At 66.5% G+C, this 26,523-nt stretch carries 26 protein-coding genes; 11 read left to right on the top strand and 15 right to left on the bottom strand.

Translation table 11 applies throughout. The annotated features are described in order from the left end of the window. On the top strand, positions 1-125 hold a 125-nt coding region (locus LH400_RS06465), incomplete at its 5' end, for an EF-Tu C-terminal domain-related protein (RefSeq protein WP_491014609.1). 208 nt (positions 126-333) lie between these two features. Here LH400_RS06465 and LH400_RS06470 read toward each other — a convergent pair. Together LH400_RS06470 and LH400_RS06475 are read right to left on the bottom strand one after the other, a co-directional pair. Beyond that, positions 334-1,089 carry a hypothetical protein gene (locus tag LH400_RS06470; protein WP_229151859.1) on the bottom strand — a complete coding sequence of 252 codons (756 nt, stop codon included), beginning with the start codon at positions 1,087-1,089 and terminating at the stop codon, positions 334-336. A gap of 62 nt (positions 1,090-1,151) precedes the next feature. After that, positions 1,152-2,081 (bottom strand): hypothetical protein, encoded by a 930-nt coding sequence (locus LH400_RS06475; protein ID WP_229151860.1) that lies wholly within the window; start codon positions 2,079-2,081, stop codon positions 1,152-1,154. 204 nt (positions 2,082-2,285) lie between these two features. Here LH400_RS06475 and LH400_RS06480 point away from each other — a divergent pair, with 204 nt between their 5' ends. Further along, positions 2,286-3,260 (top strand): 3-deoxy-manno-octulosonate cytidylyltransferase, encoded by a 975-nt coding sequence (locus LH400_RS06480; RefSeq protein ID WP_229151861.1) that lies wholly within the window; start codon positions 2,286-2,288, stop codon positions 3,258-3,260. A gap of 848 nt (positions 3,261-4,108) precedes the next feature. Here LH400_RS06480 and rpmG read toward each other — a convergent pair. From rpmG to topA, 6 genes are all read right to left on the bottom strand, one after another. Then, on the bottom strand, positions 4,109-4,276 hold the full coding sequence (gene rpmG / locus LH400_RS06485; protein WP_229151862.1) for a 50S ribosomal protein L33: 168 nt from the start codon (positions 4,274-4,276) through the stop codon (positions 4,109-4,111). 193 nt (positions 4,277-4,469) lie between these two features. Next, positions 4,470-5,672: an MFS transporter gene (locus LH400_RS06490; protein WP_229151863.1), complete on the bottom strand. Its 1,203-nt coding sequence runs from the start codon at positions 5,670-5,672 to the stop codon at positions 4,470-4,472. Between the two features lie 17 nt (positions 5,673-5,689). Then, entirely contained in the window at positions 5,690-6,268 is a 579-nt protein-coding gene (locus tag LH400_RS06495; protein ID WP_370638341.1) for an NUDIX hydrolase, read from the bottom strand. Positions 6,269-6,441: 173 nt separating this feature from the next. Continuing rightward, a complete protein-coding gene (locus LH400_RS06500) occupies positions 6,442-6,873 on the bottom strand; it encodes a DUF983 domain-containing protein (protein WP_229151865.1) in 432 nt (143 codons plus the stop codon). Beyond that, entirely contained in the window at positions 6,870-9,137 is a 2,268-nt protein-coding gene (gene rnr / locus LH400_RS06505; protein WP_229151866.1) for a ribonuclease R, read from the bottom strand. The genes LH400_RS06500 and rnr overlap by 4 nt, the downstream gene beginning before the upstream one ends. Before the next feature lie 4 nt (positions 9,138-9,141). Then, positions 9,142-11,886 carry a type I DNA topoisomerase gene (gene topA, locus LH400_RS06510; protein ID WP_229151867.1) on the bottom strand — a complete coding sequence of 915 codons (2,745 nt, stop codon included), beginning with the start codon at positions 11,884-11,886 and terminating at the stop codon, positions 9,142-9,144. 232 nt (positions 11,887-12,118) lie between these two features. Here topA and LH400_RS06515 point away from each other — a divergent pair, with 232 nt between their 5' ends. Beyond that, entirely contained in the window at positions 12,119-12,292 is a 174-nt protein-coding gene (locus LH400_RS06515; protein WP_229151868.1) for a hypothetical protein, read from the top strand. Here the strand turns inward: LH400_RS06515 and dprA are convergent. Genes dprA through LH400_RS06535 form a run of 4 tightly spaced genes read right to left on the bottom strand, consistent with a single transcriptional unit; the run spans position 12,281 to position 16,295 of the window. After that, a complete protein-coding gene (gene dprA / locus LH400_RS06520) occupies positions 12,281-13,411 on the bottom strand; it encodes a DNA-processing protein DprA (protein ID WP_229151869.1) in 1,131 nt (376 codons plus the stop codon). The two genes, LH400_RS06515 and dprA, sit on opposite strands and share 12 nt — an antisense overlap. Next, complete coding sequence (gene plsY, locus LH400_RS06525) at positions 13,408-14,013, bottom strand: glycerol-3-phosphate 1-O-acyltransferase PlsY (RefSeq protein ID WP_229151870.1); 606 nt, start codon at positions 14,011-14,013, stop codon at positions 13,408-13,410. The genes dprA and plsY overlap by 4 nt, the downstream gene beginning before the upstream one ends. 3 nt (positions 14,014-14,016) lie before the next feature. Further along, positions 14,017-15,345: a dihydroorotase gene (locus LH400_RS06530; RefSeq protein WP_229151871.1), complete on the bottom strand. Its 1,329-nt coding sequence runs from the start codon at positions 15,343-15,345 to the stop codon at positions 14,017-14,019. Further along, positions 15,342-16,295 carry an aspartate carbamoyltransferase catalytic subunit gene (locus LH400_RS06535; protein WP_229151872.1) on the bottom strand — a complete coding sequence of 318 codons (954 nt, stop codon included), beginning with the start codon at positions 16,293-16,295 and terminating at the stop codon, positions 15,342-15,344. The genes LH400_RS06530 and LH400_RS06535 overlap by 4 nt, the downstream gene beginning before the upstream one ends. A 77-nt stretch (positions 16,296-16,372) precedes the next feature. Here LH400_RS06535 and LH400_RS06540 point away from each other — a divergent pair, with 77 nt between their 5' ends. From LH400_RS06540 to LH400_RS06550, 3 genes are all read left to right on the top strand, one after another. Further along, positions 16,373-18,025: an acyl-CoA dehydrogenase family protein gene (locus LH400_RS06540; protein WP_229151873.1), complete on the top strand. Its 1,653-nt coding sequence runs from the start codon at positions 16,373-16,375 to the stop codon at positions 18,023-18,025. A gap of 204 nt (positions 18,026-18,229) precedes the next feature. Further along, positions 18,230-18,784: a hypothetical protein gene (locus LH400_RS06545; RefSeq protein ID WP_229151874.1), complete on the top strand. Its 555-nt coding sequence runs from the start codon at positions 18,230-18,232 to the stop codon at positions 18,782-18,784. A gap of 1 nt (position 18,785) precedes the next feature. After that, positions 18,786-19,076, top strand: a complete 291-nt coding sequence (locus LH400_RS06550; RefSeq protein WP_229151875.1) for a DUF6105 family protein — start codon at positions 18,786-18,788, stop codon at positions 19,074-19,076. Positions 19,077-19,123: 47 nt separating this feature from the next. Here LH400_RS06550 and ruvX read toward each other — a convergent pair whose 3' ends face one another. After that, on the bottom strand, positions 19,124-19,597 hold the full coding sequence (gene ruvX / locus LH400_RS06555) for a Holliday junction resolvase RuvX (protein ID WP_229151876.1): 474 nt from the start codon (positions 19,595-19,597) through the stop codon (positions 19,124-19,126). 104 nt (positions 19,598-19,701) lie between these two features. Between ruvX and LH400_RS06560 the strand changes: the two genes are divergently transcribed. The 5 genes from LH400_RS06560 to LH400_RS06580 all read left to right on the top strand — a co-directional run bounded on the left by LH400_RS06560 (position 19,702) and on the right by LH400_RS06580 (position 24,677). Beyond that, on the top strand, positions 19,702-20,403 hold the full coding sequence (locus LH400_RS06560; RefSeq protein WP_229151947.1) for a metal-dependent hydrolase: 702 nt from the start codon (positions 19,702-19,704) through the stop codon (positions 20,401-20,403). 119 nt (positions 20,404-20,522) lie between these two features. Further along, entirely contained in the window at positions 20,523-20,810 is a 288-nt protein-coding gene (gene gatC, locus LH400_RS06565; protein ID WP_229151877.1) for an Asp-tRNA(Asn)/Glu-tRNA(Gln) amidotransferase subunit GatC, read from the top strand. Between the two features lie 3 nt (positions 20,811-20,813). Then, complete coding sequence (locus LH400_RS06570) at positions 20,814-21,281, top strand: GNAT family N-acetyltransferase (protein ID WP_229151878.1); 468 nt, start codon at positions 20,814-20,816, stop codon at positions 21,279-21,281. Beyond that, positions 21,281-22,762: an Asp-tRNA(Asn)/Glu-tRNA(Gln) amidotransferase subunit GatA gene (gatA, locus tag LH400_RS06575; RefSeq protein WP_229151879.1), complete on the top strand. Its 1,482-nt coding sequence runs from the start codon at positions 21,281-21,283 to the stop codon at positions 22,760-22,762. Before LH400_RS06570 ends, gatA begins: the two co-directional genes overlap by 1 nt. Positions 22,763-23,966: 1,204 nt before the next feature. Next, positions 23,967-24,677, top strand: coding sequence for an urease accessory protein UreH domain-containing protein (locus LH400_RS06580; protein WP_229151880.1), 711 nt, complete (start codon positions 23,967-23,969; stop codon positions 24,675-24,677). Between the two features lie 6 nt (positions 24,678-24,683). Here the strand turns inward: LH400_RS06580 and LH400_RS06585 are convergent, their stop codons facing one another. Then, on the bottom strand, positions 24,684-25,133 hold the full coding sequence (locus LH400_RS06585; protein ID WP_229151881.1) for a YqaA family protein: 450 nt from the start codon (positions 25,131-25,133) through the stop codon (positions 24,684-24,686). Then, positions 25,126-26,508, bottom strand: a complete 1,383-nt coding sequence (locus tag LH400_RS06590) for an MFS transporter (protein ID WP_229151882.1) — start codon at positions 26,506-26,508, stop codon at positions 25,126-25,128. The genes LH400_RS06585 and LH400_RS06590 overlap by 8 nt, the downstream gene beginning before the upstream one ends. Positions 26,509-26,523: the final 15 nt, after the last annotated feature.

Raw genomic sequence — 26,523 nt, forward strand, 5'->3', positions numbered from 1 at the left:
GCGACAACGTGACCATGGACGTGACGCTGATCGTTCCGATCGCGATGGAAGAGCGTCTGCGCTTCGCGATCCGCGAGGGCGGCCGCACCGTCGGCGCCGGCATCGTCGCCGCCATCGTCGAGTAAACGACGACGGCACACGGAGCCGACAAGCGCAGACGGAATCTTAGATTAAGCATGTCGGGCCATGGTCCGGCATGCTGGGCGGCGCCGGCATCGTCGGGTAATCGACAACGGCGCGCGGTGCCGACAAGTGCAGACCGCACATCATCGACGAATGCAGAACGGGCCCGTCGGAGCCCGTTTTCGTTTGCGGCGCCTTGATCCCTCGGTGTCAATCGCCAACGGCGTGCGGGAGGTTGCGGTCCGCCCGATGTGCGTCGGCAGGCTCGTCCCGCGCTTCGCCCCAGAGCCTTATGCCGGTCTCGGCCGCAAGGTCGGGCTCGGTGGTCGAAAGACGCGGATCCGCCTTCAGTCGGCCGAGGATCAGCCTGTCCTCGTCGATCTGGCGGCGTGTTCGGCCGAGGTCGTCGTAGGAATGCCCCATCTTGGAGAGCGAGATTCCCGCCGCCACGATGGACGGCACACCGAGCAGCAGGCCGTAGCAGATGGCGGCGACGCCGTTGCTGACCTTGCCGAGATCTCCGACGGTGCTTGCAGAGACGCCCGCAACCTCCGTGACGATGAGGTCGCGGTCGCGCCGCCGAAACGGTGCGACCGTCCCGATGGAGTCGTAGGGCTTGTTGAGCAGAAGCAGCCGCAGGAACATCGCCGGCGCCGTATGAATCCAGAGCAGGCCGCGCGTATCCAGATGCGGGTGCTCCTGCCAAGACTTCTTCTTGGCGCGCAGCGTCAGGTCGGCCGGTCCCAAACCCAGTTCGGCCGCCGTCCGTCCCGCATTGTTGATGTCCACCCTGGCATAGGTGCCCGAGACGAGCTCGGCCGGCACGGTCGGGTTCGGCGCGGCGCCGAAGATCAGCCACGGCTTGTCCAGAATGCCGAGCTTTTCGAGCCAGCGGCGATGCCTGAGCCTGTACCTGGCTATCCACGGCGCTTCGGTCGACGCTCTGTCGTCAGATTCGGTATGCATCGGAGATGGTCCTGCTGGTCGCGGGCCGCGCGCTGGCGTCGTTGCGGGTTGGAGGCACTGTTCTAGCCATCGTCTCGGTCGGTTGGAGCATCGACCTCGCGCTGGGCGTCCTTGAACAGCGGGGAGTTCTTCATCTTCCAGCCCTTCGCCATCCAGATCACGGCATCCTTCTCGAAGCCGAAATCGGACAATGCCGGCGGCATGTCTTTGATCCGTATCGAATCGGAGCGCGCCAGCTCCTTCATCAGATAGTAGATGACGATCTGATCGAGGTGGTAGCGGGGCCGCAACGGGAGGATGGCGGAAAGAGAGCCGGCAAGGGCCGCTCCGAAGCGCAGGCCGTCGGGCGTCGGATTAAGCCCAAAGGCTCCGGCACGCACGCGGCGGCTGTCGCTGGTTTCCTCGCGGCGCTGGATGACCACGACGTCCGTTCCGGCGCGCGCCAGTTCGTAATGCTTCCAGATCGGCTTGTTGGCGATGGCGTCGATGTCGAGGCAGAGCACCGGAGCGCGACAGGATTCGAGAACGACCGGAGCGATGAGAAAGCGAGCACTGGCCAGATAGATGCTGCGAAAGGGGAGCCCCTCGGCGAGCGTGCCGCGGTCCCAGGTCCAGGTGAGGCGCACGTGGCGCAGCGAGTTTGACAGTCGTTCTATGTCGGCAAGCGTGGCCGCGCTCGGCGCGCAAAGATGCAGATGCATCGGTTGCTCCACGCCATGGCGCTCGATGGAGCGGGCGAGCGTCGGACCGAAGCTGTGGTAGTAGAGGTCGTCGCATGCCGCGAGCACGACGCCGGGCCCGGACGATGCCGGCAGAGCGGGAAGGTCGCCGCTGAGATCGCTGCGAAAGCGGGCGGCCTCGCTCGCCGCCCATTCGGGATCCTTCAGCGCCTTCCTGATCCGGCGCGCGATGCGATAGCGCCACAACAACGAGTGACGCTTCTTCTTTATGATCTCGACGGTCTCCGGCCGTTCCGTGACATCGTCGTTCATCAAGGGTCCCTCGCTGCTTCCGGTGCCGCTCTGACCAGGCGCGATGGCGCGTGTCGCACGGCTGGTCACCTGGCGGCAAGCGCCCGGCGATGTTGGGGGAATGTTTGGATCCTTCGGAACACGGGGTTCCCTTCGTGCATCCGGTGAGACCCCGGCGCCCGGTTGTTCCGGAGGCGCGGGCTTGCCAAGCCGCGCGATTGACGCTTGGTAGCGCCTTCCGGTCGAAGGGGGAACTGCCCGCTGCCACCGGCTGGAGAAACCGCTGTGACGTCCCGACAGGGCGAAATCGAAGAGACAGGTGATGAGGGACCCGGCATGACAACTGGCAGCTTGCCGTCAGACCGGGAGGGATGGGCCGCATTCTTTTCGGGCTACAGCCGGATCGTTCTGGTCGCAAACAGCGAACAGGTCGACATCGTGTCTCTCAGGGCGCGTTATGCCGAGGACACGCTGTTCGTGTTCTTCAACAAGGTTTTCAAGGTTCTCTCTGAACCCTTTGAAGGAAATGCACTTATCGTCGCACGCAGCAGTCCGTCCGGGGCCAATATCGTCTACCGGCGCGAGGTCGACGCCGTGCTCCGGCTTCTGCGCGGGCCGGGCTTTCGCGGGATCGCCAATCTCCGGGCCGGTCCGCGAGAGGTGTTCAGCCGCCGCGAGGAGTTCGGCGATGCCGAGGTCGGCTTCCTCGACCTCTGCGAGATTTTCGACGACTTCTATCCTCGCACGCATGTACCGACGAGCGGGTTCGCGCTGGCCTTCTGGCTCAGCGAAGCCTGTCCGTCCTCACGCGTGGTCCTTGCCGGCTTCAGCAGCCGCCGTTCGGACCGCTGGAAGCTGTTTCACGATCACGACTGGACCTTCGAACAGATCCTTCAAAGGTTGCTGATCCGGACAGGGGCACTGGACAGCGATGGACGGAGCCAGGATGCCGAGGGAGTGGAGCGGATCGCAGCTCGGTTTCCACAATTCTCGCCCGCCGAAATCGCAGTCGTATCCGCCCAGGTTCTGTCGGAACGGCTCGAGGGAACGAACATGGCGATCGACCGGCTGATGTCGCTGACGCGGCTGCATGGACGGATCGATGGCTTCTTCCGCCGGATCAAGCCAAAGACCCGGAAGCAGAAGGCCAGCGAAATCGAAGCGAAGGAAGCCAGGGGTGATCGTCCGACAGGCGGATGAAGGCAACTTCGCCGCGATGGCCGTCGCGTGGAAGGGGCCGTGGGGATCGCCTGGAGGTCTAGGCTGGCTAAGCGGCTTCCGGCGACCCAGAAAATCAGCGTGCGTCCGCTGAACGCGCACCGGAGCGGCTGTGAGCGACCCAATCCGACTATTCCGACAGAACCGGAAACGGGGACTGCGTATTTCGGAGTTAAGCGACCCAACGAACGGGTTCGATCGGTCTCGCGCACCGCGTCCGCGGAATCCACCGAGAGAGAGGGACAGCGCCGAGCGAGCTAGCTTGATCCTTAACCATGTCTTAATGTCAGCGACGCAGAATCGCTTCTGGTCGTTGCATTAGAATCTATTCTGAGCAAGTGTCGCATCAGGAATTCGAAGGTCAAGCGATCTAGCCAGACCTTCTCAAGCTACCCCATGGAATGCTCAGGTCCGCCGCATCTCCTGGGTCCCGTGGGGGGTCGGTCGGCGGCGCGCATAGACGGTTTCCTCGTACCGTCGCGCGTACGCCGGCCGGCCACAGATCGCGAGTTCCGCACCGCAGCCGCAAGTCATCACCCTGGGCGGCGCCCGTGTGCCGGCAGCGACTGTGCTGCAGGGCGCATAGCGTTGACTCGCCGAACGGCGCCCCAGCCGACCAAGGCAGGCTCTTCCTCATTCACACAGAGCGTTGGAGCTTCCTTCGGGAGCTGCCCACGATGCATTCGGAAGCGGTCGGCCAAGCCGAGGCCGATATCACTGCCTTGCCTCAGCACCCGGACGAGGGGCACCTGCGCGACGTTGCCGATAGCTGAAACGAAAAACACCGCCCCGATCCGGGGCGGCGTCTCGTCATGCTGCTGGTCTGCAGCCTATTTGATCTTGGTCTCGCGAAACTCGACGTGCTTGCGCGCGATCGGGTCGTACTTGGTCTTCGTCATCTTCTCGGTCATCGTCCGCGAGTTCTTGCGCGCAACATAGAAGAACCCGGTATCCGCAGTCGAGAGAAGCTTGATCTTGATTGTGGTCGCCTTGGCCATCGCTCTGTCCGTTCGATCGTCCGCATGACGAAAGCGAGGGATCGGAATTTCCCGATCATGCCTGCCGCGCCGCGGTTGAAACCCTGTTGCGGCCCGTTCGCCAGCCCGAATCTGTGGCTGGCGGAACGCGCCAATCAGCCGTCGCGACGCGGCGGCGAATTTGCGCCGGACATTAGCCATGCGTGCCGCTGTGTCAAGACCGGGACTTCGTCCAGAACAGCCTGGCGACGGCGAGAATCAGGTACAGCGCGAAGAACAGGGCCAGCGACCACGCAAAGCCGTTCGGGCCGAAAACGTCCATCGCCGTGCCGATGGTCTGCGGCCCGATCAGCATGCCCGCCGAATAGCAGAAGATGAAGGCGGCGTTCGCGGAGGCGAGTTCGACACCCGACAGCCGCGAGCCGAGATGGGCAAGCCCGACCGTGTAGAGCCCCGCGACGACGCCGCCCCAGAGGAAGAGAAGGCCGGCCATAAGCGTCCAGTCGTCGACGAGGACCGGCAGGAACAGCGTTCCTACCAGCCCGACAAGGGCGAAGAAGGACAGGAGCGTGCGCCGATCCCGGACCCGGTCGGACAGAATGCCGATCGGGATCTGCATCAGCATATTGCCGAGGCCGATCGCCGTCAGGAGTTGAGCCGCCGCCGCCTCGGAGAAGCCGACCCGCTCGCCATAGACGGGGAACAGGGCGAAACCGCCGGCTTCGACCGCGCCGAAGACCAGGACGGCGCCGGTGGCGGTCGGCACTGCGAATATGTAGCGCCAGAAGGTGCCCTTGCGGCGGTCGTGACCGATTGTCGGCTGCCGGTTCCATGCGAGGAACAGGGGCAGGGCGGATGCGAAGATGACGCCGGCGCCGATACCGAAGGGAAGGAACCCGGTCGAGCCGACCTGCGAGAAGATCCAAGGACCCACGGCGAATCCCAAGGACAGGACCGTCGCATAGATGCCCAGGATCAGGCCGCGCTTGCCCGGCGGCGCGGCGGCGTTGATCCAGAATTCTGACAGGACGAACAGCGCGGTGATCGAGAAGTGGAACACCAGGCGAAGCGGAAACCAGGTCCAGAACTCTGTGAAGACGAAGAAGCCGATCGCCGACAGGCCGGAAAGGACGATGGCGATCAGCATGGACAGACGGACGCCGATTCGCTGGGCGATCGGTGTCGTCAGCGGCGCGGCGAGCAGCGAGGCGAGCCCGGCGACGGCGGTGTTGGCGCCGATCAGCGTTGCCGGGATGCCGCGCCGCTCCATGATGACGCTGAGAAGCGGCAGGCCGAGGCCGAGAGCGATGCCGACCGCACTGATCGAGGCGATCGCGGCCGATGCGGACACCCAGTCGACAGATTCAAGTTCGGCTTCGGCTTCGGCGACGATGTCGTCCGGCGTCGATCTGTCCATCCGTCTTCTGCCCCGTCCTACAGATACTCACGCACGAAACGGTTCTTGACCACGCGATAGAAGGGAATTGCCCGCGATGGATCCTGCCAGGATCCGTCCGCGATACGTTGGCCGAGATCATAGAGCACGCGCTGCGTGATCGCCGCCAAGGAGAAGTTCTCCGCCCGGTCGAGCGGCACCCATTCCACCGCATCGAATTCATCCGTTGGCGGCGTCTCCGGCAGGCTCGCGGCAAGCCCGCCGGCATCCATCATGAAGAAGCGGGCATCGAAACGGCGAGGGGCGCCGGGCGGCGTGATCGCGCGGGCGAGCGGCACGAGCCGTTCGGGCACCGGGCGGAGGCCCTTGCCAGCAAAGGCTGCCCAGGTGCCGCGCGCCCCTGACATTTGGCCGGGAAGGCCGATGGCCAGGCCGACTTCCTCGAAGGTCTCCCGGATTGCCGCGAGCGCGCTGGCGGCAGCCTGTCGCGGCCCATAACGCGCGGGCGGTCCTGCGCAAAGCCGGTCCAGCACCTTCGCGGGCAGGGGAAAATCGGCGGCAATGGCGAGGTCGACCGGATCGACGCGGCCACCCGGAAAGACGAAATGGCCGGGCATGAAGACATGGCCCGCGGCCCGCCGGCCCATCAGGAGCTTCGGGACGGGACCCGACGAATCGACGATGACAAGGGTCGCCGCGTCGCGTGGGCGCAGGCCCGTCCGGGCGCCAGTACGTCGCGCGATCAGGGACTGCCGCTCGCCTTCGAGCGCTTCCAGAGCGCTCTCGGAGATCACTCGAGCGGATCCTTTTCGCCGCCGAAGCCGCCGAGGCGCAGCGACCATTGCAGGGCGATCGTCGCGCCCTTGAGCGGCTGAAGGAGGGCGAGCGACAGCAGGATCGTCAGAGGGACCCAGATCGCCAGGTGCGCCCACATCGACATCCGGACCATCTCGTCCGCCGCCATGAACAGGGCGACGATCAGGTGCCCGACGATGAACACCGTGAGATAGGGCGGCAGGTCGTCGGCGCGGTGATGGTGGATTTCCTCGCCGCAGACGTTGCACGCCTCGACGCTCTTTAGATACGCACGAAACAGCTTGCCTTCGCCGCAGTTGGGGCAGCGGCACCTGAGGCCGCGCAGGAGCGCCGGGCCGAGTGGCCGGTCCGTCGCAGTCGCTTGGTAGGTCAGGGCCGTGGTGGGGCCGTTCGGTTCGCCGGTCATCGCTTCTTCCTCACCTTCGCCGCCACGTTCTTGTCCGTGCGCCCGACGCGCTTGCGCCTGGCGCTCTTGTGGAACGACGTCGTCGTGCGCGGCAATTCGCGCGGCTCGCTGAGCATCTCGAACTGCATCGACCCGGCGAGCGGCAGCGCTTCCTTGAGGCGCACCTCTACCGGATCGCCAAGGCGATAGCCATGCCCGCTGCGGTCGCCGATCAGCGAATGGCTTACCTCGTCATAATGGAAGAACTCGTTGCCGAGGGTCGAAATCGGCACGAAGCCGTCCGCTCCATAAGTCGGAAGCTGCACGAACAGTCCCGCCTTGGTGACGCCGGCGACTCGGCCGTCGAAGGTCTCGCCGATGCGTTCCGCGAGGTGATGCGCGATCAGCCGGTCGACCGTGTCGCGCTCGGCCGCCATGGCCCGGCGCTCCGCCCGGGAGATCTCCTCGGCCGTCTGTTCCAGATTGTCCTCGTCCTCGCGGCTGAGACCGCCTTCGCCGAGAGAGAGTGCGGTCACCAGGGCGCGATGCACGACGAGGTCGGCATAGCGGCGGATCGGCGAGGTGAAATGCGCATAGCGCATCAGGTTGAGGCCGAAATGGCCGATGTTCTCCGGCGTGTAGACCGCCTGCGACTGGGACCGCAGAACCACCTCGTTGACGAGGTTCTCGTGCTCGCTCGCCTTCACCTGCCGCAAGATGCCGTTGAAATGCGAGGGCCTCAGCGTGCCGGCCTTGGCGAGCTGGATGTCGAGCGTGCGCAGAAAGTCGCGCAGCGATTCCAGCTTCGACAGGGAGGGCGCATCGTGCGCGCGGTAGATCAGCGCCTGGCGTCTGGCTTCCAGCGTCTCGGCGGCGGAAACGTTGGCGAGGATCATAAACTCCTCGATCAGCCGGTGCGCGTCGAGGCGCTGCGGCACGACGACCTTCTCTACCCGGCCCTGTGCGTCGAGCTTGATCTTCTTTTCGGGCAGGTCGAGGTCCAGCGGCTGCCGCCGTTCGCGGGAATGGCCGACCAGGCGATAGGCCTTCCACAACGGCCGTAGCATCGTCTCGACGATCTCGGGCGCGACATCGCCGCTGGCGCCGTCGATCGCCGCCTGTGCCTGCTCGTACGCGAGCTTGGCATGGCTCTTCATCATGATGCGATGAAAGCCATGCGAGCGCTTCTCGCCATTGGCGTCGATCACCATGCGCACGGCGAGGGCAGGGCGGTCGACGCCCTCTCGCAGCGAGCAGAGGTCGTTGGATATCCGCTCGGGCAGCATCGGCACGACGCGGTCCGGGAAATAAACCGAATTACCGCGCAGACGCGCTTCGCCGTCCAGTTTCGTGCCGGGCCGGACATACCAGGAGACGTCGGCGATCGCAACGGTGACGATCATGCCGCCAGGATTGGCCGGGTCGTCATCGTCGGCTGCATGGACGGCGTCGTCATGGTCCTTGGCATCGGCCGGGTCGATGGTGACGAGCGGCAGATCCCGCCAGTCCTCGCGATGCGCCATCGTCGCCGGGCCCGCGCGTTCGGCCTCGTCGAGAACCGCCTTCGGGAAGACGTGCGGAATGCCGTACGCGTGCAGCGCGATGGTCGAGATGGCACGTTCCGACTTCAGCGAGCCGACGACATCGACGATCCTTCCCACCGGCAGGCCGATCCGGCTACGCGGACCGGGCTCGACTTCGACGAGATCACCGTCCTCGGCATCCTTGGTGTCGCCGGGACGGACCGAGTATTCCAGCTGCTTGCGCTCGACCGGCTCGACCCGTCCGCCGCCGCCCGGCATTGTCCGGAAAACGCCCAGCGCCAGGGAGCGCTTGCGCTCGAGGATGCGGATCACCTCGGCGCGGCGAAGGCCGGCCTCGTCCTCCACGACGCGAGCGAGAATCCGCTCGCCGATGCCCGCGGCCGCCGTCTTCGCGCGGTCCTGAACGACGGGCAGGCGCGGCCGCTCGCCGCTTTCGTCTTCGTCCCAGTTCACGGGCTCGGCGAGAAGCGCCCCGTCGTCGTCGCGGCCGCGCACCTCGAAGACACCGACCGGCGGCAACGCACCGGGAACTCCGAACCGCTTGCGCCCGCCGGCGAGCACGCCCTCGGCCTGCAGATCGGCGAGCAAGTCCTTCAGCGCGATCCGCTCGTCGCCCTTGACGCCGAAGGCCTTGGCAATGTCGCGCTTGGAGGTGCGGCCGGGATTATCGGCGATGAAGCGCAGCACGGCCTCGCGGCTGAGCTCCGGCCGATTCGGTTCCCGGGGCTGGCGTCGCGCCATCGGATCAGTCCGCGTCCCAGGGCACGGTCTCGGCCTCTGCCGACTCCGCCTTTCCGGCAGCCGACTTGCTCTTGGCGGCCGCTGCCTTGCCCTTGGCAGGCGACGCCTTCTTCGCTGTGGAGGCCGTCTTGCCATCGGCCTTTCCATCGGCCGCCTTGGCCTTGGAAGTCGGCTTCTTCGTGGTCGAAGACGCCTTCTTGGCGGGCTTCTTGCCGGTCTTCTCGGCCCGTTCGTTCAGAAGCTGGATCGCCTCCTCCAGCGTCACGGAGGCCGGGTCCTTGCCCTTCGGCAGCGTGGCGTTGATCTTAGCGACGTTCACATAGGGCCCGAAGCGGCCATCGCGCACGGTGATCTCGCCGCCAAAGGCCGGATGCTCGCCGAGCGTTGCGATGGCCGCCGGTGTGCCGCGTCCCTTGCCGCCCTTTTCGCGCTTTTCGGCGATCAGCGTGACGGCACGGTTGAGACCGATCTCGAAGAGATCCTCCACCGCCTCGACATTGGCATAGGTCTTCTGGTGCTGAACATAGGGACCGTAGCGGCCGAGATTGGCGACGATCGGCTCGCCGTCCTCGGGATGCGCGCCCACCGTCCGCGGCAGAGACAAAAGCCGCAGCGCCTTTTCAAGGTCGATCGAGGACACCTCCCAACCCTTGGGAACCGAGGTGCGCGCGGCCTCCTTGCCCTCGCCGCGCTGGACGTATGGTCCAAAACGACCCGAGCGCAGCGTGACCGGCTCTCCCGTCTCGGGATCCGTGCCGAGCTCTTTGGGACCGTCGTCGGCTCCGTCGCCGGCAGCGTCCGCGGACAGGCTGGTGCCAAGCTGCTTGGTGAAGCCGCACTCAGGATAGTTCGAACAGCCGACGAAGGCGCCGAACTTGCCGAGCTTCAGGGACAGTTGGCCGGTCCCGCAGCGCGGGCAGACGCGCGGGTCGGAGCCGTCCTCACGAGGCGGAAAGACGAGCGGCGCGAGTTCCTCGTTCAGCGCGTCGAGGACGTCGGAGACGCGAAGCTCCTTCGTGCCGTCGACATGGGAGGAGAAGTCCCGCCAGAACTCGCGCAGCACGTCCTTCCACGAAAGTTCGCCCGCCGAGATCCGATCGAGCTTCTCCTCAAGATCGGCCGTGAAGTCGTATTCGACGTAGCGCTCGAAGAAATTGTGCAGGAAGGCCGTGACCAGCCGGCCCTTCGCTTCGGGCAGGAGCTTGCGCTTCTCGTGGACGATGTATTCACGATCCTGCAAGGTCTGCAGCGTCGCGGCATAGGTCGAGGGACGGCCGATGCCGAGTTCTTCCATGCGTTTGATGAGCGAGGCTTCCGAGAAGCGCGGGGGAGGCTCGGTGAAGTGCTGTGAGGCGTCGACCGCACGCTTGTCGAGATCTTCCTTGGCGCGGATCTCGGGAAGCCGGGCGGAATCGTCTTCGTCCTCGCCCGCGTCCTGCGCCTTGGAATCGTCGCGGTGATCGACATAGGCGGCGAGGAACCCGTCGAACTTCACGACCGAGCCGCTGGCGCGCAGGGCGGCCGAAAGCCCGTTCCCGGAGGCAACGATCTCGACGGTCGTCCGCTCGATCTCGGCCGCCGCCATCTGGCTCGCGATCGTGCGCTTCCAGATCAGGTCGTAGAGCCGGGCCTGGTCGCGATCGAGATAGCGCTCGACATCCTTCGGGCTGCGGCCGAATTCGGTGGGGCGGATCGCTTCGTGAGCTTCCTGGGCATTCTTCGCCTTGGTGGCGTAGTGCCGGGGCTTGTCGGGAACGTAACGGCCACCGAAGCCGTCGCCGATCGCCTTGCGAGCGTCCTCGATGGCTTCCGGCGCAATCTGGACGCCGTCGGTTCGCATATAGGTGATGAGACCCGCAGTCTCGCCGCCGATGTCGACGCCCTCGTAGAGCTTCTGGGCGACCTGCATGGTGCGCGAGGCCGAGAAGCCGAGCTTGGCCGAAGCGGCCTGCTGCAGCGTCGAGGTGGTGAAAGGCGGCCCGGGATTGCGCCGCGTCGGCTTCGCCTCGACGCTTTCAACGCGGTAGCTGGCGCTCTCCAGCATCGCCCGGATCTGGCTGGCGCGGTCGCCGTTGCTGATCGACAGCCGCTGGAGCTTGTCGCCGTCGAAGGCGGTGAGACGAGCCGTGAATTCGTCGCCGCGCGGCGTCGCGAGCCGCGCCGCGATCTGCCAGTACTCTTCGGGCTTGAAGCGCTCGATTTCGGATTCGCGGTCACAGACGAGGCGCAGCGCCACCGACTGGACGCGGCCGGCCGAGCGCGCGCCCGGCAGCTTGCGCCAGAGGACCGGCGAGAGGGTGAAGCCGACGAGATAGTCGAGCGCCCGGCGGGCGAGATAGGCATCGACCAGCGGCTCGTCGATCATCCGCGGATTGGCCATCGCGTCGAGGACGGCCTTCTTGGTGATCGCGTTGAACACCACGCGGCTGACAGGCTTCTTCCCGATGGCCTTCTTCTGACGCAGGACCTCGAGGACGTGCCAGGAAATCGCCTCACCCTCGCGGTCGGGGTCGGTGGCGAGAACGAGCCCGTCGGCGCTCTTGACCGCCTGCGCGATCTCATTGAGGCGCTTCTGGGACGGCTTCTGGACCTCCCAGCTCATCTCGAAGTCTTCGTCCGGCCGGACCGATCCGTCCTTGGGCGGCAGATCGCGAACATGGCCGTAGGAGGCGATGACCTTGTAGTTGCCGCCCAGGTATTTGTTGATCGTCTTCGCTTTGGCCGGCGATTCGACGATGACGACATCCATGAGCGATCAGTCCTGAACGGGAAAACGGGGCGGGCGGCATTCGCCTGCCAATCCGGCGACGAACGCCCGTCAGATGGACAGTCCCGCCGCACCGGTCAACCCCGATCTCATTTCGACCGGTTGCCGGCTGCAACCTAAAGGAGAAATTTTGTATATTGCAAGTCCGGGAGGGAGAAGCCGGGGTCGGCTGTCCGTCCCTTGTGAACGCTATTCCTCCGGAGTTCAAGTCGTCATGACCACCAATGCCGTAGAGCGCCGGAAGAATCTGCAATATGTTCGTGACATGCTGGAGCAACTAAAGGTTGTATCCGGTGCGCGCGAAGGCTCGATGCTGGGCTATTTGATGGACATGGCGCGACTGGAGGCCGAACACCAGCTGACGCTGCTCAAGCCGTCAGACGATTAGCGAGACGTGCCCGTTCGAGTGGCGCTCCAGCCGGCCTGCGAGATCGAGTTCGAGAAGCACGAGTTGAACGGCGCCGGGAGAAGCGCCGGTATGGGCGATGATGTCGTCGATGGCGACGGGCGTCGGACCGAGCGTCTCGACGATCCGTTCGCGCTCTCCCGCCGCCGGCTCTTCGTTCGCCATGTCCGCCTCCGGCTCCTCAACCTCGCTTCCGCCATCGCCCATGCGGGCGTCGAGCGGGCGCAGCGCGTCGATGACGTCGTCTGCGCCGGTGACCAGGATCGCGCCGTCCTTGATCAGTCGGTTGGTTCCGGCGGCGCGCGGGTCGAGCGGCGATCCGGGAACCGCGAAGACCAGGCGGCCGAACTCGCCGGCGAGCCGGGCGCTGATCAGGGAGCCCGATCGCACCGCCGCCTCGACCACGAGCAGACCGAGCGACAGGCCCGCGACCAGCCGGTTGCGGCGCGGGAAGTCGATCGCCCGCGGCTCCCAGCCGAACGGCATCTCCGAGACGAGGCAGCCACCGCCATCGGCGATCTGGCGCATCAGGGGCCGGTTTTCGCGGGGATAGGGCCGGTCGAGTCCGCCGGCGAAGACGCCGACCGTGCCTGACGCGATCGTCGCCTCGTGGGCGGCGGCGTCGATGCCGCGGGCAAGCCCGGAGACGACAACGTAGCCGACCTTGCCGACATCGCTGGAGATCATGCGGGCAAACTTGATGCCGGCGAGCGAGGCGTTGCGCGCGCCCACGACGGCAAGAGCCGGCCGCGCGAAGAGGGCGGTGTCTCCCATGACTGCGAGGACCGGCGGCGCCTGGTCGAGACGGCGAAGAAGCTGGGGATAGTCGGGTTCGCCCAGACAGACGAAGCGCGCGCCGAGTTCTTCGGCGCGCCTCAATTCGGCCTCGGCCGCTTCCCGGCCGGTGACCGGGATCGTTCGGCCACCCCGCGCCGCGAGTCCCGGCAGGGCCTCCAGCGCCGCCTCCGCCCCGCCGTAGCGATTGACGAGGGTCTTGAACGTTGCGGGTCCGACATTTTCGCTGCGGATGAGCTGCAGCCAAGCGCGGCGCGTCTCGTCCGGCAGCCGCACGCCCCGCGGCCGGCCGTCCGGCTCGCTCACCCCTTGGCTCCGATCTTGCCTTCGGTTCCGGCGAGGAGGCGGCGGATGTTCTGATGATGCTTCACGTAGACGAGCACGGTCAGGACGGTGGTGAGGGTCGCGGCGGCCGTGAATCCCATCAGGAGGTAGGCGATCGGCACGATCAGCGTCGCCGCCAGGGCCGCGAGCGAGGAGTATCGGCTGAGATAGGCGACCGCCAGCCAGACGGCAGCGAACACCAGGACGCCGACCGGCGCCATGCCGAGAAGGATGCCGAGATAGGTCGCGACGCCCTTGCCTCCCCTGAAGCCGATCCAGACCGGAAAGAGATGGCCGAGAAATGCGCCGATTCCCGCAGCCGCCGCCGCATAAGGCCCGAACTGCCAGGCGAGAAGCACGGGAACCGTGCCCTTCAGGACATCGCCGGCAAGCGTCAGCGCCGCCATCCCCTTGTTGCCGGTCCGCAGCGCATTGGTCGCTCCGATATTGCCGGAGCCGATCTTGCGGATGTCGCCGAGGCCGAAGAGATGTCCGAAGACGAGGCCGAACGGGATCGATCCGCACAGATAGCCGCCGGCGAGGCACGCCAGATAGATGATCCAGGTCGATGCTTCGCCGCCCACGCCTCAGTCTCCGTCGCTATCCGCGGAAAAGACAGTGCGGCCCGAGACGATCGTGCGCAAGATCCGGCCCTGGAAGCGGGCATTCTCGAAGGCCGTGTTCTTCGAGCGCGAGCGGATTGCGGCCTCGCTGAAGACGTAAGGCGCGTCGAGGTCGACGAGGACCATGTCGGCGGCGGCTCCCGGCGCGAGCGTTCCGCGATCGAGTCCGAGCACCTGCGCCGGACCGACCGTGAGGGCGGCGATGACCCGCTCCAGCGGTACGGCGCCGGAATGATGGAGGCGCAGGGCAGCCGGCAACAGCGTCTCCAGCCCGATCGCGCCGCTCTTCGCCTCGGCGAAGGGACGGCGCTTGTCGTCGGCGTCGTGCGGGTCGTGGCTAGAGACGATAATGTCGATCGTGCCGTCCGCGAGCGCCTCGATCATCGCCTGCCGGTCGTCCTCGGCGCGCAGCGGCGGCGACAGGCGGAAAAAGGTGCGGTATTCGCCGATATCGTTCTCGTTGAGCGACAGATGGTTGATCGAGACCCCCGCCGAGAGGTCCGGCAGCCGGCGCTTCCAGCCGCGCACGACCTCGGCTGATTCGCCGAGCGAGATCTTGGCGGCGTGATAGCGGCAGCCGGTCAGCGCCGCGAGACGAAGATCGCGCTCCAGCGGGATGATCTCGGCTTCGGCGGGAATGCCGGGCAGGCCGAGCCAGGACGCCAGCAGCCCTTCGTTCATCACGCCGTTCCCCGCAAGCTGGGCGTCCTGCGTCTCGTGCATGACGAGCGCGCCGAAATCGCGGGCATAGGTCATGATCCGCCTGAGAAGGCTGGCATCGGCGATCGTGTGGCGCCCGTCCGTGAACGCTTTGACGCCGGCATTCGCAAGGAGGCCGATCTCGGTCATCTCCTCGCCGGCAAGCCCCTTGGTCAGCGCCGCCGCGGGAAAGACGTTGACGCTCGCGGTCTCGCGCGCCGTGCGCATGACGAATTCGGCGATGGCGACGTCGTCGATGACCGGATTGGTGTCCGGCATGGTCAGGATCGAGGTGACCCCGCCCGCCGCCGCGGCGCGCGAAGCCGAGGCGATCGTCTCGCGATGCTCGCCGCCCGGCTCGCCGATGAAGACGCGGGCATCGACGAGGCCTGGGATCAGCGTAAGGCCGCGCGCCTCGATGACGTCCGCGCCTTCCGGCCGACCCTGGCCGCGTGCCTCTGGACCGCAGGCTAAAATGGCGCCGTCCACGACGATCGTGGTGCCGATCTCGTCGAGACCGCGGGCCGGATCGAGGATCCGGGCGCCCTCGATCACCAGCGGGCGGGAGGAATCGGAGCGAAACGCACTCATCATGATGAAGCCTCGGATCCGCCGACCAGCGCCTGCATCACCGCCATGCGGACCGCGACGCCCATCTCGACCTGCTCTTCGATGACGCTCTGCGGGCCATCGGCGATCTCGGAGGCGATCTCGACGCCGCGGTTCATCGGGCCGGGATGCATGACCAGCGCATCCGGCTTGGCATGAGCCAGCTTGGCGGCATCGAGCCCGAAATAGCGGAAATACTCGCGCACCGACGGCACGAAGAAGCCGGCCATGCGCTCGCGCTGCAGGCGCAGCATCATCACCACGTCGGCGCCTTTCAGCCCATCCGTCATGGTCCGGTGGACGGCGACCCCCATCTGCTCGATGCCGCGCGGGAGGAGGGTCGAGGGTGCCACCACCCGGACCTCCGCGCCGAGCGCGTTGAGGAGGAGGATGTTGGATCGGGCGACCCGGCTGTGCAGGACGTCGCCGCAGAGCGCCACGGTCAGCCCGGCGATCCGGCCCTTGTGGCGGCGGATGGTGAGCGCGTCGAGCAGCGCCTGGGTCGGGTGCTCGTGGGCGCCGTCACCGGCATTGACGACCGAGCACGCGACCTTTTGGGCGAGGAGAGCGACGGCGCCGGCCGAATGATGACGGACGATCAGGATGTCCGGCTGCATGGCGTTGAGCGTCATCGCCGTGTCGATCAGCGTCTCCCCCTTCTTCACCGAGGAGGTCGCGACGGACATGTTCATCACGTCCGCCCCGAGCCGCTTGCCAGCGATCTCGAAGGAGGCCTGGGTGCGGGTCGAAGCCTCGAAGAAGAGGTTGATCTGCGTGCGGCCCTTTAGCGCCGACTTTTTCTTGTCGGGTCGGCGGGAGACGGCCACTTCCGCCTCCGCGAGATCCAGCAGATGCTCGATCTCCTGTGGCTTCAGTCCGGCGATCGCGAGAAGATGTCGCTGGCTAAACAAAGGGTGGGGTCGGTCGGCGCTCATTAAGGACGAGGGCTATAGGCAATCCATGTGAATGCGGCAAGGATCGCAGCGGACCGGAAAGCGGATCGGAGAGACACGTGGCGCAAACGCAGTTCGAGACTCACAGCGTATTCAATCAGTCGTCCGACTTTCCCGGCTTCAACGCCTATCGCTCGGACCCGCTGCTGCGGCTCCTGACTGCCGGCCTTGCCGAATCGACCGTCGCCGATCTCGAACGCCATGGCCGCTTCTGCGGATCCTACGAGGCCCACGATCTCGCCCGTCTCGCCAATACCGAGACGCCGAGGCTCCGGCAGTTCGACGAGAAGGGCCGGCGGCTGGACATGGTCGACTACCATCCGGCCTATCACGCGCTGATGCGCCGCTCCGTTGCCGACGGTCTTCATGCTTCGCTGTGGTCTGGCCCGGAGGACGAGGCCGGACGCCGGCACCGGGCGCGGGCGGCGCGCTTCTACATGAGCGCCGGGCTCGAATGCGGGCATCTCTGCCCACTCACCATGACCAGCGCCTCGGTCTCGGCGCTTGCCGCCTCACCCGAGCTGAAGGACGCCTGGCTGCCGATGATCGCGACAAGGCAGTACGATCCGGGCGTCAAGCCGGCGAGCAAGAAGGCCGGTGTCACCCTCGGCATGGGCATGACCGAAAAGCAGGGCGGCACGGACGTCAGGGCCAACACGACGCAGGCCGTCGAGGCCGGCGAGGGCCGCTATCGCATCACCGGCCACAAATGGTTCCTGTCCGCGCCGATGTCGGACGCGTTTCTCGTCCTCGCCATGCTGGAGGAGGGGCCGAGCTGCTTCCTGATGGCGCGCCGGCGCGACGACGGCTCGATGAACGGTCTTCTGATCCGGCGCCTGAAGGACAAGCTCGGCAATCGCTCCAATGCGTCCTGCGAGGTGGAGTTTCTGGATGCCGAGGCGACGCTTGTCGGCGGACCGGGCAGGGGGGTACCGACCATCCTCGAGATGGTGACGCTGACGCGCCTCGATTGCGCGCTCGCCTCGGCGGGGCTGATGCGCGGTGCGCTGTCGGAGGCGGTGCATCACTGCCGGGAGCGGATGGTCTTCGGCAAGGCGCTGATCGACCAGCCGCAGATGGTGAGGGTCCTCGCCGACATGGCGCTCGACGTTGCCGGTGCGAGCGCACTCGCCTTCCGTCTGGCCGAGGCCTTCGACGAGCGCGGCGAGGATGCCGGCGGCGAGGCCGCCGCCTGGTCGCGGGTGATGACGCCGGTCTCGAAATACTGGGTCTGCAAGCTGGCTCCCGCCCTCGTCTACGAGGCGATGGAGTGCCTCGGCGGCAACGGCTATGTCGAGGATGGCCGGCTCGCCCGCGCCTATCGCGAGGCTCCGGTAAACGCCATCTGGGAGGGCTCGGGCAATGTCCTCGCCCTGGACCTCGCGCGGGTCCTGCGCCGCGATCCCGAGGCCTTCCAGACCGTGATCGCGGCCATCGAACGCGATCTCGGCGATCTCGCCGGCGGCACGCCCGGCGTGCTCAGGGCCGCCGTCGCCATGGCGCTCTCGGACGAGGGCGCCTGCCGGCTTCTCGCCGAGCAGATGGCGCTCGCTGCCACGGCGGCTTCGTTCAAGCGTCTCGGGCTCGGCCAGCTCGCGAGCGCCTTCGCCGAAACGCGCCTCGGCGGCGTCTTTCGGCATACCTATGGGATGATCGACCTGCGCCATGACTGTAAGGCGATCGTCGACGACCTCTATCCGCCCCTGCGCTGACCGTTTCGTCCTGCAACGAATCCCGGACCTGCTGATTCCAGGGCACGCTGCCGGTCGGCGGCGGCAGCTGGCCGGTCGCCACATCGGCGTCGGTTCTGCGCAGAAGAATTCGTTAACCATAGGGCCGGCTTTCATTTGCGTCGGTTGAACCGAGCCGCAACAGTGGCGTTAACGGATCGGTAACCAATTGCGCAGGAGACCCCGATGAGCCGTATGGCTTCGACGTTGGCGCTGAGCGTCTGGGGTGGCTTCTGCGGCTTCGCCAGTCTCCGGCTTCTCCATGAAGGCGGCGTTCTGACCGAACTCCTCGGCCCGGTTGCCGATCGGCCGTTCGCCTGGATGGCGGTTCCCATGCTTGGAGTGGACCGTCCGGAAGCAGTGGCATTTGCCGCCATTCTCGCCGCTCTCGCGATCGGCCTTGTGATGGCCGTTACCAGCCTCCACTCTCGCGCTGGGACCGGCGGAAAAACCGGTGAGGCGATTGCCGCTGCAGCGCTCTGCGCCCTGTTCGCCTTCTTCGCAGCGACCTCGCTGGCCGGCTCCCCCGCGACCCGGCTTTTCGCGGATGGGCCGAGCTTCACTCTCTGGCTCGCGCTCTCCTTCGGTGCGCTCCTCTTCGACCATCTGATGGCCGAGGAAGAGGATCCCGAGGACGAGGCGAGCTTCCGGGCGATCCTGCACGCGATCGATGAATCGGAGCGCGACGCAATCGCGCGCCGCGATGCCTCAGCCCGCGGCGGCGACCGGGATCTCCATTAGTATGCGCACGCTTCTAAAGCTCTGGCTCGCCCCGCTCGTCGTCTTCTGGAGCTGGCATTTCCTGTCGCTCGCCGATATCGGCGGGGTCATCTTCTCGCGCGAGCTGCATGACCGGGTCTATCTGATCTACGGGACGATGCTCGGCATCGATCCCGATGCCATTCCAGGCATGGTGGCCAAAGCGCTGGTCTTCGACAGCGCGATCCTATTCGCCTTCGTCGCACTCCGGCGTCGTCGCGCTATCGCGCAATGGTGGCGGGAGCGACGCACCAGCGCCCAGCCCACCGTCTGATTCGGCGGCCCCCCCGACGCACGCCTGCAGCCGATCGCCGATCGAACCTAGTGTGACCGCAGCGCCGTGAGGCGGTCGAGAGCGCCCTGCAGGATGAAGGCTGCAGCCGCCGAGTCGATCCGCTCCGACCGCTTGCGGCGCGACACGTCCGCCTCGAGCAGGCCGCGTTCGGCGGCGACCGTCGACAGACGCTCGTCCCAGAACAGCAACGGCCTCGGGTCGAGCCGCGCATAGTTGCGGGCGAAAGCGCGAGTCGCCTGGGCACGGGGCCCTTCCGAACCATCCATGTTGATCGGCAGGCCGACGACGAGGGCCACGACGCCGTCCCTCTCCAGTGCCGCCATCAGCGCAGAGGCGTCCGGCGTGAACTTGGTTCTGCGGATCACGGTGCGCGGCGTCGCGAAGCGCTGGGAAAGATCAGACACTGCAAGCCCGATCGTCTTGGTGCCGAGGTCGAGCCCGGCAATCGTCGCGCGCTCCGGGACGGCGGCCACGAAATCGTCGATGCCGAGCGCGGTCATCGCCGCGCCTTGACCGGTGCGGGCGCCCGGACAGTTACGAGGCCAAGCGCCGCCGGCCGCATGGCGGTCGGGCGGTGCAACGGATCCCCCCAAGGAGCAGCATGATGAAGATTACCTATTTCGGGCATTCCGCCTTCCGCATCGAGACCGGATCCTCGGTCATCCTGATCGACCCGTTCCTGTCGGGCAACCCGCACTTTTCCGGCGAGGTGGAAGCGGCGACCCAAGGCGTCACCCATATCGTCCTCAGCCACGGCCATTTCGATCATGTCGGCGACACTGTCGACATCGCCAAGCGCACCGGCTGCAAGGTGGCCGGCACGTTCGAGCTCGTCCAGTGGCTTTCGAAGAAGGGGGTGGAGAACATCGAGCCCGGCAATACCGGCGGCACGATCGCCTTCGACGATTTCTCGGTGACGTTCACCCAGGCTTTCCACTCCTCGGGCTCCGTGGAGGAGGACGGCACCGTGACCTATCTCGGCATGCCGAACGGGCTCGTCTTCCATACCAATGACGGGCCGACCGTCTACCACATGGGCGACACTGACATCTTCGCCGACATGGCGCTGATCGAGGAACTGCACCAGCCGAAGATCGCCATGGTACCGGTGGGCGATCGGCTGACCATGGGCGCGGCCGTCGCCGCGCTCGCCTGCCGCCGCTATTTCAACTTCGACAAGATCATCCCGATCCACTGGGGCACGCTGCCGATTCTCGACAAGACCCCGGACAAGTTCTCCGAGGCGATGGAGGGCGAGGCCGGCAAGGTCTGGAACCCGGCGATCGGCGAGGCCTTCGAGGTCTGAGCCGCAAGCCGCCGCCCGCCCGCTCGGGCGGACGGGACGAACGAGACGCGGCCGGCGTTGCCTGACGCCGGCGGCGTCGTTATAGCACCGCGAGAGCCAAGAGAGACAAACGAGATCCCATGTCCGTCGATGCCACAACCGTGCGCCGCGTGGCGAAACTCGCCAGGATCGCGGTAAGCGACACCGAAGTCACGGCGATGGAGGCCGAACTGAACGCCATCCTCGGCTTCGTCGAACAGCTGTCCGAAGTCGACGTCAGCGATGTCGAGCCGATGACCTCGGTCATTCCGATGGCGATGAAGAAGCGCGAGGACCGCGTCACCGAGGGTGACAGGGCCGACGACATCGTCGCCAACGCGCCGGCGAGCGAAGATCACTTCTTCATGGTGCCGAAGGTGGTCGAGTAGAGCATGGCAGGGACGATCGCCGTCGAGGCTCCGCTGCAGAAGGAGGTCCGCGCGATGGTCGCTGCGATGAATGCGCGGATGAGTGCCGCTTCCTCGTCGCACCCCGGGCTAAAGATGACGGCCGAGGACCTGCCGGGAACCGAGACGCGGGTCTTTATGCTTCGTGATGGCGGCGACCGGATCGTGGGCATGGGAACGCTGAAGAGGTACGGTGCCGGGGTCGGCGAAGTCACCCGCCTGTTCGTCGAACCGGAGTTCCGCGGGTCCGGTCTTGGCCGAGCGGTACTTACGGCGATCGAACGAACGGCCCGGGTAAGAGGGCTCCACCGCCTCGTTCTGAAGACCGGCTCGGCCTCCGAATTCGCTCCTGCCCGCGCGCTGTACGAAAGCGCGGGCTTTGCCCCTTGCTGCGCTGTCCTCGATTATTCGCCCTGCGAAGACAATCGCTTTTACGAGAAGATGCTATCGTGATGACCGACCTCACTTCCCTGACCCTCGCCGAGGCCCGCGACAAACTCGCCGCCAAGGAGACGAGCGCGGTCGAGCTGACGGATGCCTATATCGCTGCGATCGAAGCCGCCAACGGGTCCCTGAACGCCTATGTGGCCGTAACCCCGGACAAGGCGCGGGCGATGGCGAAGGCATCCGACGAGCGCATCGCCAGGGGCGAGGGCCGGGCGCTGGAAGGCATCCCGCTCGGCATCAAGGACCTCTTCGCGACCGAAGGCGTCCACACCCAGGCGGCGAGCCATGTCCTCGACGGATTCAAGCCGCGCTACGAATCCACGGTCACCGCCAATCTGTGGGCCGGCGGCGCCGTCATGCTGGGCAAGCTCAACATGGACGAGTTTGCAATGGGCTCGTCCAACGAGACCTCCCACTACGGGCCGGTGAAGAACCCCTGGCGCAGGAAGGGTTCGAATGTCGACCTCGTGCCGGGCGGCTCCTCGGGCGGCTCGGCGGCGGCCGTCGCCGCTCATCTCTGCGTCGCGGCGACGGCGACGGACACCGGCGGATCGATCCGCCAGCCCGCCGCACTGACCGGCACGGTCGGCATCAAGCCGACCTATGGTCGCTGCTCGCGCTGGGGCATCGCCGCCTTCGCGTCCTCGCTCGACCAGGCCGGACCGATCGCCAGGGACGTGCGCGATGCGGCGATCCTCCTGAAGTCGATGGCCTCGGTCGATCCGAAGGACACGACCTCGGTCGACCGGGAGGTGCCGGACTACGAGGCGGCGGTCGGTCGCTCGGTGAAGGGGCTGAAGATCGGCATTCCGCGGGAGTACCGGATGGACGGCATGCCCGCCGAGATCGAGGCAGTCTGGCAGAAGGGCATCGCCTGGCTGAAGGATGCGGGCGCCGAGATCGTCGACGTCTCGCTGCCGCACACGAAATATGCGCTCCCGGCCTATTACATCGTCGCTCCGGCGGAAGCCTCCTCCAACCTCGCGCGCTATGACGGCGTGCGCTACGGCCTGCGCGTACCCGGCAAGGACATTGCCGACATGTACGAGAAGACCCGTGCGGAGGGCTTCGGCCGCGAGGTGAAGCGCCGCATCATGATCGGCACCTATGTCTTGTCGGCCGGCTATTACGACGCCTATTATCTGCAGGCGCAGAAGGTCCGCACGCTGATCAAGCGCGATTTCGAGACGGTCTATGCCGGCGGGATCGACGCGCTGCTGACGCCGGCAACGCCGTCGGCCGCCTTCGGCATAGCGGATCAGGAAATGGCGTCGGATCCGGTCAAGATGTATCTGAACGACATCTTCACCGTGACGGTGAACATGGCAGGCCTGCCCGGCATCGCCGTTCCCGGCGGGGTCGACGATGCCGGTCTACCGCTCGGACTTCAGCTGATCGGCCGGCCCTTCGACGAGGAGACGCTGTTCGCGCTCGGCACGGTGCTGGAAAAGGCCGCGGGCCGTTTCACGCCGCAGAAATGGTGGTAGGCGAAGGAGGAGCGGCTTCGGTTCGCCGTCGTCTCGCGTCGTAGCGGCCTGGGGCCCCGGCCTCATGTCCCGGGACCAGCATTCCGGTCACTGGCGCGTCAATCTCGAAACCGCTTTGCAAGCATTTGCTCGGATTCTTCCGCAATCGGCCGATCCGCGAAGGCGGAGGATCAGTGAAAAGGCTCGCAGGATAAACCGTTTAACGGCGAATCCGGCGGATAGGGCATCCTCCACATCTTGCGACCCGTGGGCGGCATCTGGATGAACAGGTTTCCCGCGTCTACGATACGCTACGTGCGGTCTTTCGCCTTGGCCTGCCGGGCTTTTGTGTCCGTCAGCATTTGACCCGTTTCTCCCAATCCTTGACCCGTATTTGACCCGAATAGCACCGGGCTGGCATGGGTCAAACCGGGATGGTCTGAGACACCGGCATTCGGAAATTCCAGTGATTCCTGGGGTTTAGGGATGATTTGAAAGGGCTTGGGAAAGGGAAATGGCGGATGGGGTGGGACCAGTTGACGATTTCCGCCATAAGATATTGAAATCGGCTCGTTTTCTGGAGCGAATTTCTCGCCTGATGTCACAGCACCATGTGACATCAGGGGCGGTTCTGTCAACATTTTGAGGAGGCAGCCTCCGCCGAGATGGCCGCTCTCGGCGGTCCCTACCGGGATGCAGAATACCGGAGCGAGCGGGAGTCTGGGGTGATTGATCGGCTCTTGAGGTAGCCGAGGGAGAGACCGGACGAACGACAAACCGGACCGACTGCCTCGGACGAACAAACGGTGCACCACGGCTTGCCGGGTTGGCGGACTCGTCACCACGGGCGGCCGGAGGAAGTGGTCTCGACTTCACTGCTGCTCGCGAGCCAAGCGCTGAGGTTAGGTGGTAGATCACCCACCCGGAGCCGCTGCGCCCCGCCGCGCTCTCGCTGACATATCGCCGGAGGGAGAGGACTCCCCCGGGTTGAAGAACGCGGTCGCGCCGGTCACGAGGGCCGTCTCTCGTGGTCGTCGGCCGAAGCCTGCGGCTCGGGCTGTGCGACGACGGCCCCGGCGGTCGGATCCCGCTGAGAGTGTGTTACCTAAATGGCGATTGGCGGTCGACCATGAGGGATCTCCAGCCAGCGTTCCCAGAAGCGCCGCCTACACGATAGCACCACCGATGCTGTCAGAGGGCTCATATTGAAGTATATGCCCTCGCGATGCTTCCGTACCTCGTCCAGATCCAGGCTGACCTCCACGCCAACCTAACTGGCTATCTGAAGACCTTTTCCGAAAGTGGCGACTGGTCCGCGCTCGCGTCCGTTCTGCCGATGGGGATCGTGTTCGGGGCTGTTCATGCGCTGACGCCCGGCCACAGCAAAATGGTGCTCTCGGCCTATCTCGCAGGGTCGCGGATCGGCTGGTTGAAGAGCCTCGGCGTGACCACGGCGCTCGCCTTCACCCACGTCATGATGGCGGTGGTGATCGTCTCTGCGTCGCTTCCGTTGGTCAAATTCGCGTTCGGGCGCGGGGCCGGCGAGGCTCCGCTCCTAGAGAATGTCAGCCGCGGGCTCCTCGTCGCCGTCGGGCTATGGATGCTGTGGAGGGCTGCGAGGGGGCCGCACCGGCACGAGCACGGCGGAGCGTTGGTCGGCATGCTCGCGGGTCTGGTTCCCTGCCCGCTGACCCTCTTCGCCATGACGTTCGCCGTAGTCCGGGGCGTGCCCGAGGCTGGCCTGGTGTTCGCGCTTGCGATGATGGTCGGAGTCGCGCTGACCCTGTCGGCCATTGCGCTCGCGACCGTGTTCCTTCGGGAGCGGGCGACCGCGATCCTCGGGGGCGTCGGCTGGGTAACGGCGGGACGCGCGATCGAGGCCCTGGCGGGAGCGACTCTGGTCCTCGTCGCCATGTCGGAGCTGATAGGGCCGTAGGGCGTCTCAAGCCCCGGCGGTCGCGAGCGCAAGCGCGCCACCCGCCACCACCAAGTAACGACCGAGCTTGCCGATCCCGACAAGGAGGGTGAACGGCACCAGGGGGACGCGCAGGGTCCCGGCGATCACCGTCAGCGCGTCGCCGACGATCGGCGCCCACGCGAACAGGAGCGAGGCCATTCCGTAGCGGCGGAAGAGGCCCGAGAAGCGGTCGAGCTGCACGGCGGAGACCGGGAACCAGCGGCGGTCGCGGTAACGGGCGAGGAAGCGCCCGCAGGCCCAGTTGGCGACGGAGCCGAGCGTGTTCCCGATGGTCGCCGTCCCAAGGACGATCCACGGTTCGCCCGTTCCCGAGACCAGCAGGGCGACGAGCAGGACCTCGGATGCGCCGGGCAGGACTGTAGCCGCGAGGAACGCGGACCAGAACATCCCGGCATAGGCGGCGAGGTCACCCACCCGCCGTGCCCGTCGGCCAAGTCGCGTGGTGGTCGTCGATCACCAGCGCGTGCCGATGGCGGATCGGCTGGTGGCGGTGCGGGTGGCGGTGCGGCTCCGGTCCCTCCCAGCCCTCGTGTTCGTGCTGGTGGTGCGCGTCGTGGACATGGACCCCGTCGTGGTCGAAGGCGTGGTGGACGTGCTCGACCTCGACCGGGTCGCGGGCCGGCCAGAGTGCCAGCGCGGCGAGCGTCCCCGCTGCCGCGGCCGCAGCCATGACCGTGAACGTCGGCCCCAGTCCGATCGTGGCGCCGAGCCACCCCGAGGCAGGGTAGGTGACGAGCCAGCACGCGTGCGAGAGCGCGAACTGGGCGGCGAAGATGGCCGGCCGGCTGTCCGCGTCCGACGACCGGCGAAGGAGAAGCCCACCGGGCGTGCCGATGGCCGACGACGCCGCGCCGAGGAGTGTCCAGACGATCAGGCTGCCCGTCCACCCAGGGCCGAGGCCGGCGACGACAAGGAGGCACGCCATGGAGGCTGCGCCTGCGACCATCACCGTCCTTGCGGGAACGCGGTCGAGAAGGCGCGAGAGCACGATCGCCACCGCCATGGACCCGAGACCGTAGGCCGCGAACAGGAAGGCGACGTCGTCGTTCGTGCCGCCAAGCTGCGAACGGACGAGGACGACGGTGTTGACGATCACCATGGAGCCGCCTGCCGAGGCCGCGAAGGACAGGGCGAGGAGCCCGCGCAGGCGCGGCGTCGCTAGGTTAATGCGGATGCCGCGGGTCAGCCTGTCGACGAACCGTCCGCCCGAGGCGGCCCGGGCGGCAGGAAGCGCGACGGAGACGACCAGTCCGGCCGAGGCGAGGAAGCCGAGGGCCGTCCCGAGGAACAGCCAATGGAAGGAGATGACCGTAAGGAGCAGCGCCGCCAGCAGCGGGCTGAACAGCGACTCCAGGTCGTAGGCGAGGCGCGAGAGCGACAGGGCGTTCGTGTACTCGCGCTCGTCGGGCAGGATGTCGGGGATGGTCCCCTGGAAGGTCGGGGTGAACAGGGCCGACATCGACTGAAATGCGAAGACGAGGATGTAGACCTGCCAGACCTGGCCGACGAACGGCAGGAGGAGCACGAAGGCCGCCCGCGTCAGGTCGAGCCCGACGAGGAGCGTGCGCCGCGGCAGGAAGCCCGTCAGGACCCCGGCGAACTGCGAGACGCCGACATAGGCGATCATCTTGATGGCGAGCGCGGTGCCGAGGACGACGCCCGCGTCCGCGCCGGCGAGGTCGTAGGCGAGGAGGCCGAGCGCCACCGTTGTCAGGCCGGTCCCGATCAGCGACAGGACCTGCGCCGCGAAGAGGTGACGATAGGTGCGGTGACCCAGGACGGTGAGCATCGTTGATCTCCTGAT

It is taken from the genome of Jiella soli (assembly GCF_020615385.1).
Taxonomy (GTDB): Bacteria; Pseudomonadota; Alphaproteobacteria; order Rhizobiales; family Rhizobiaceae; genus VKMB-3413.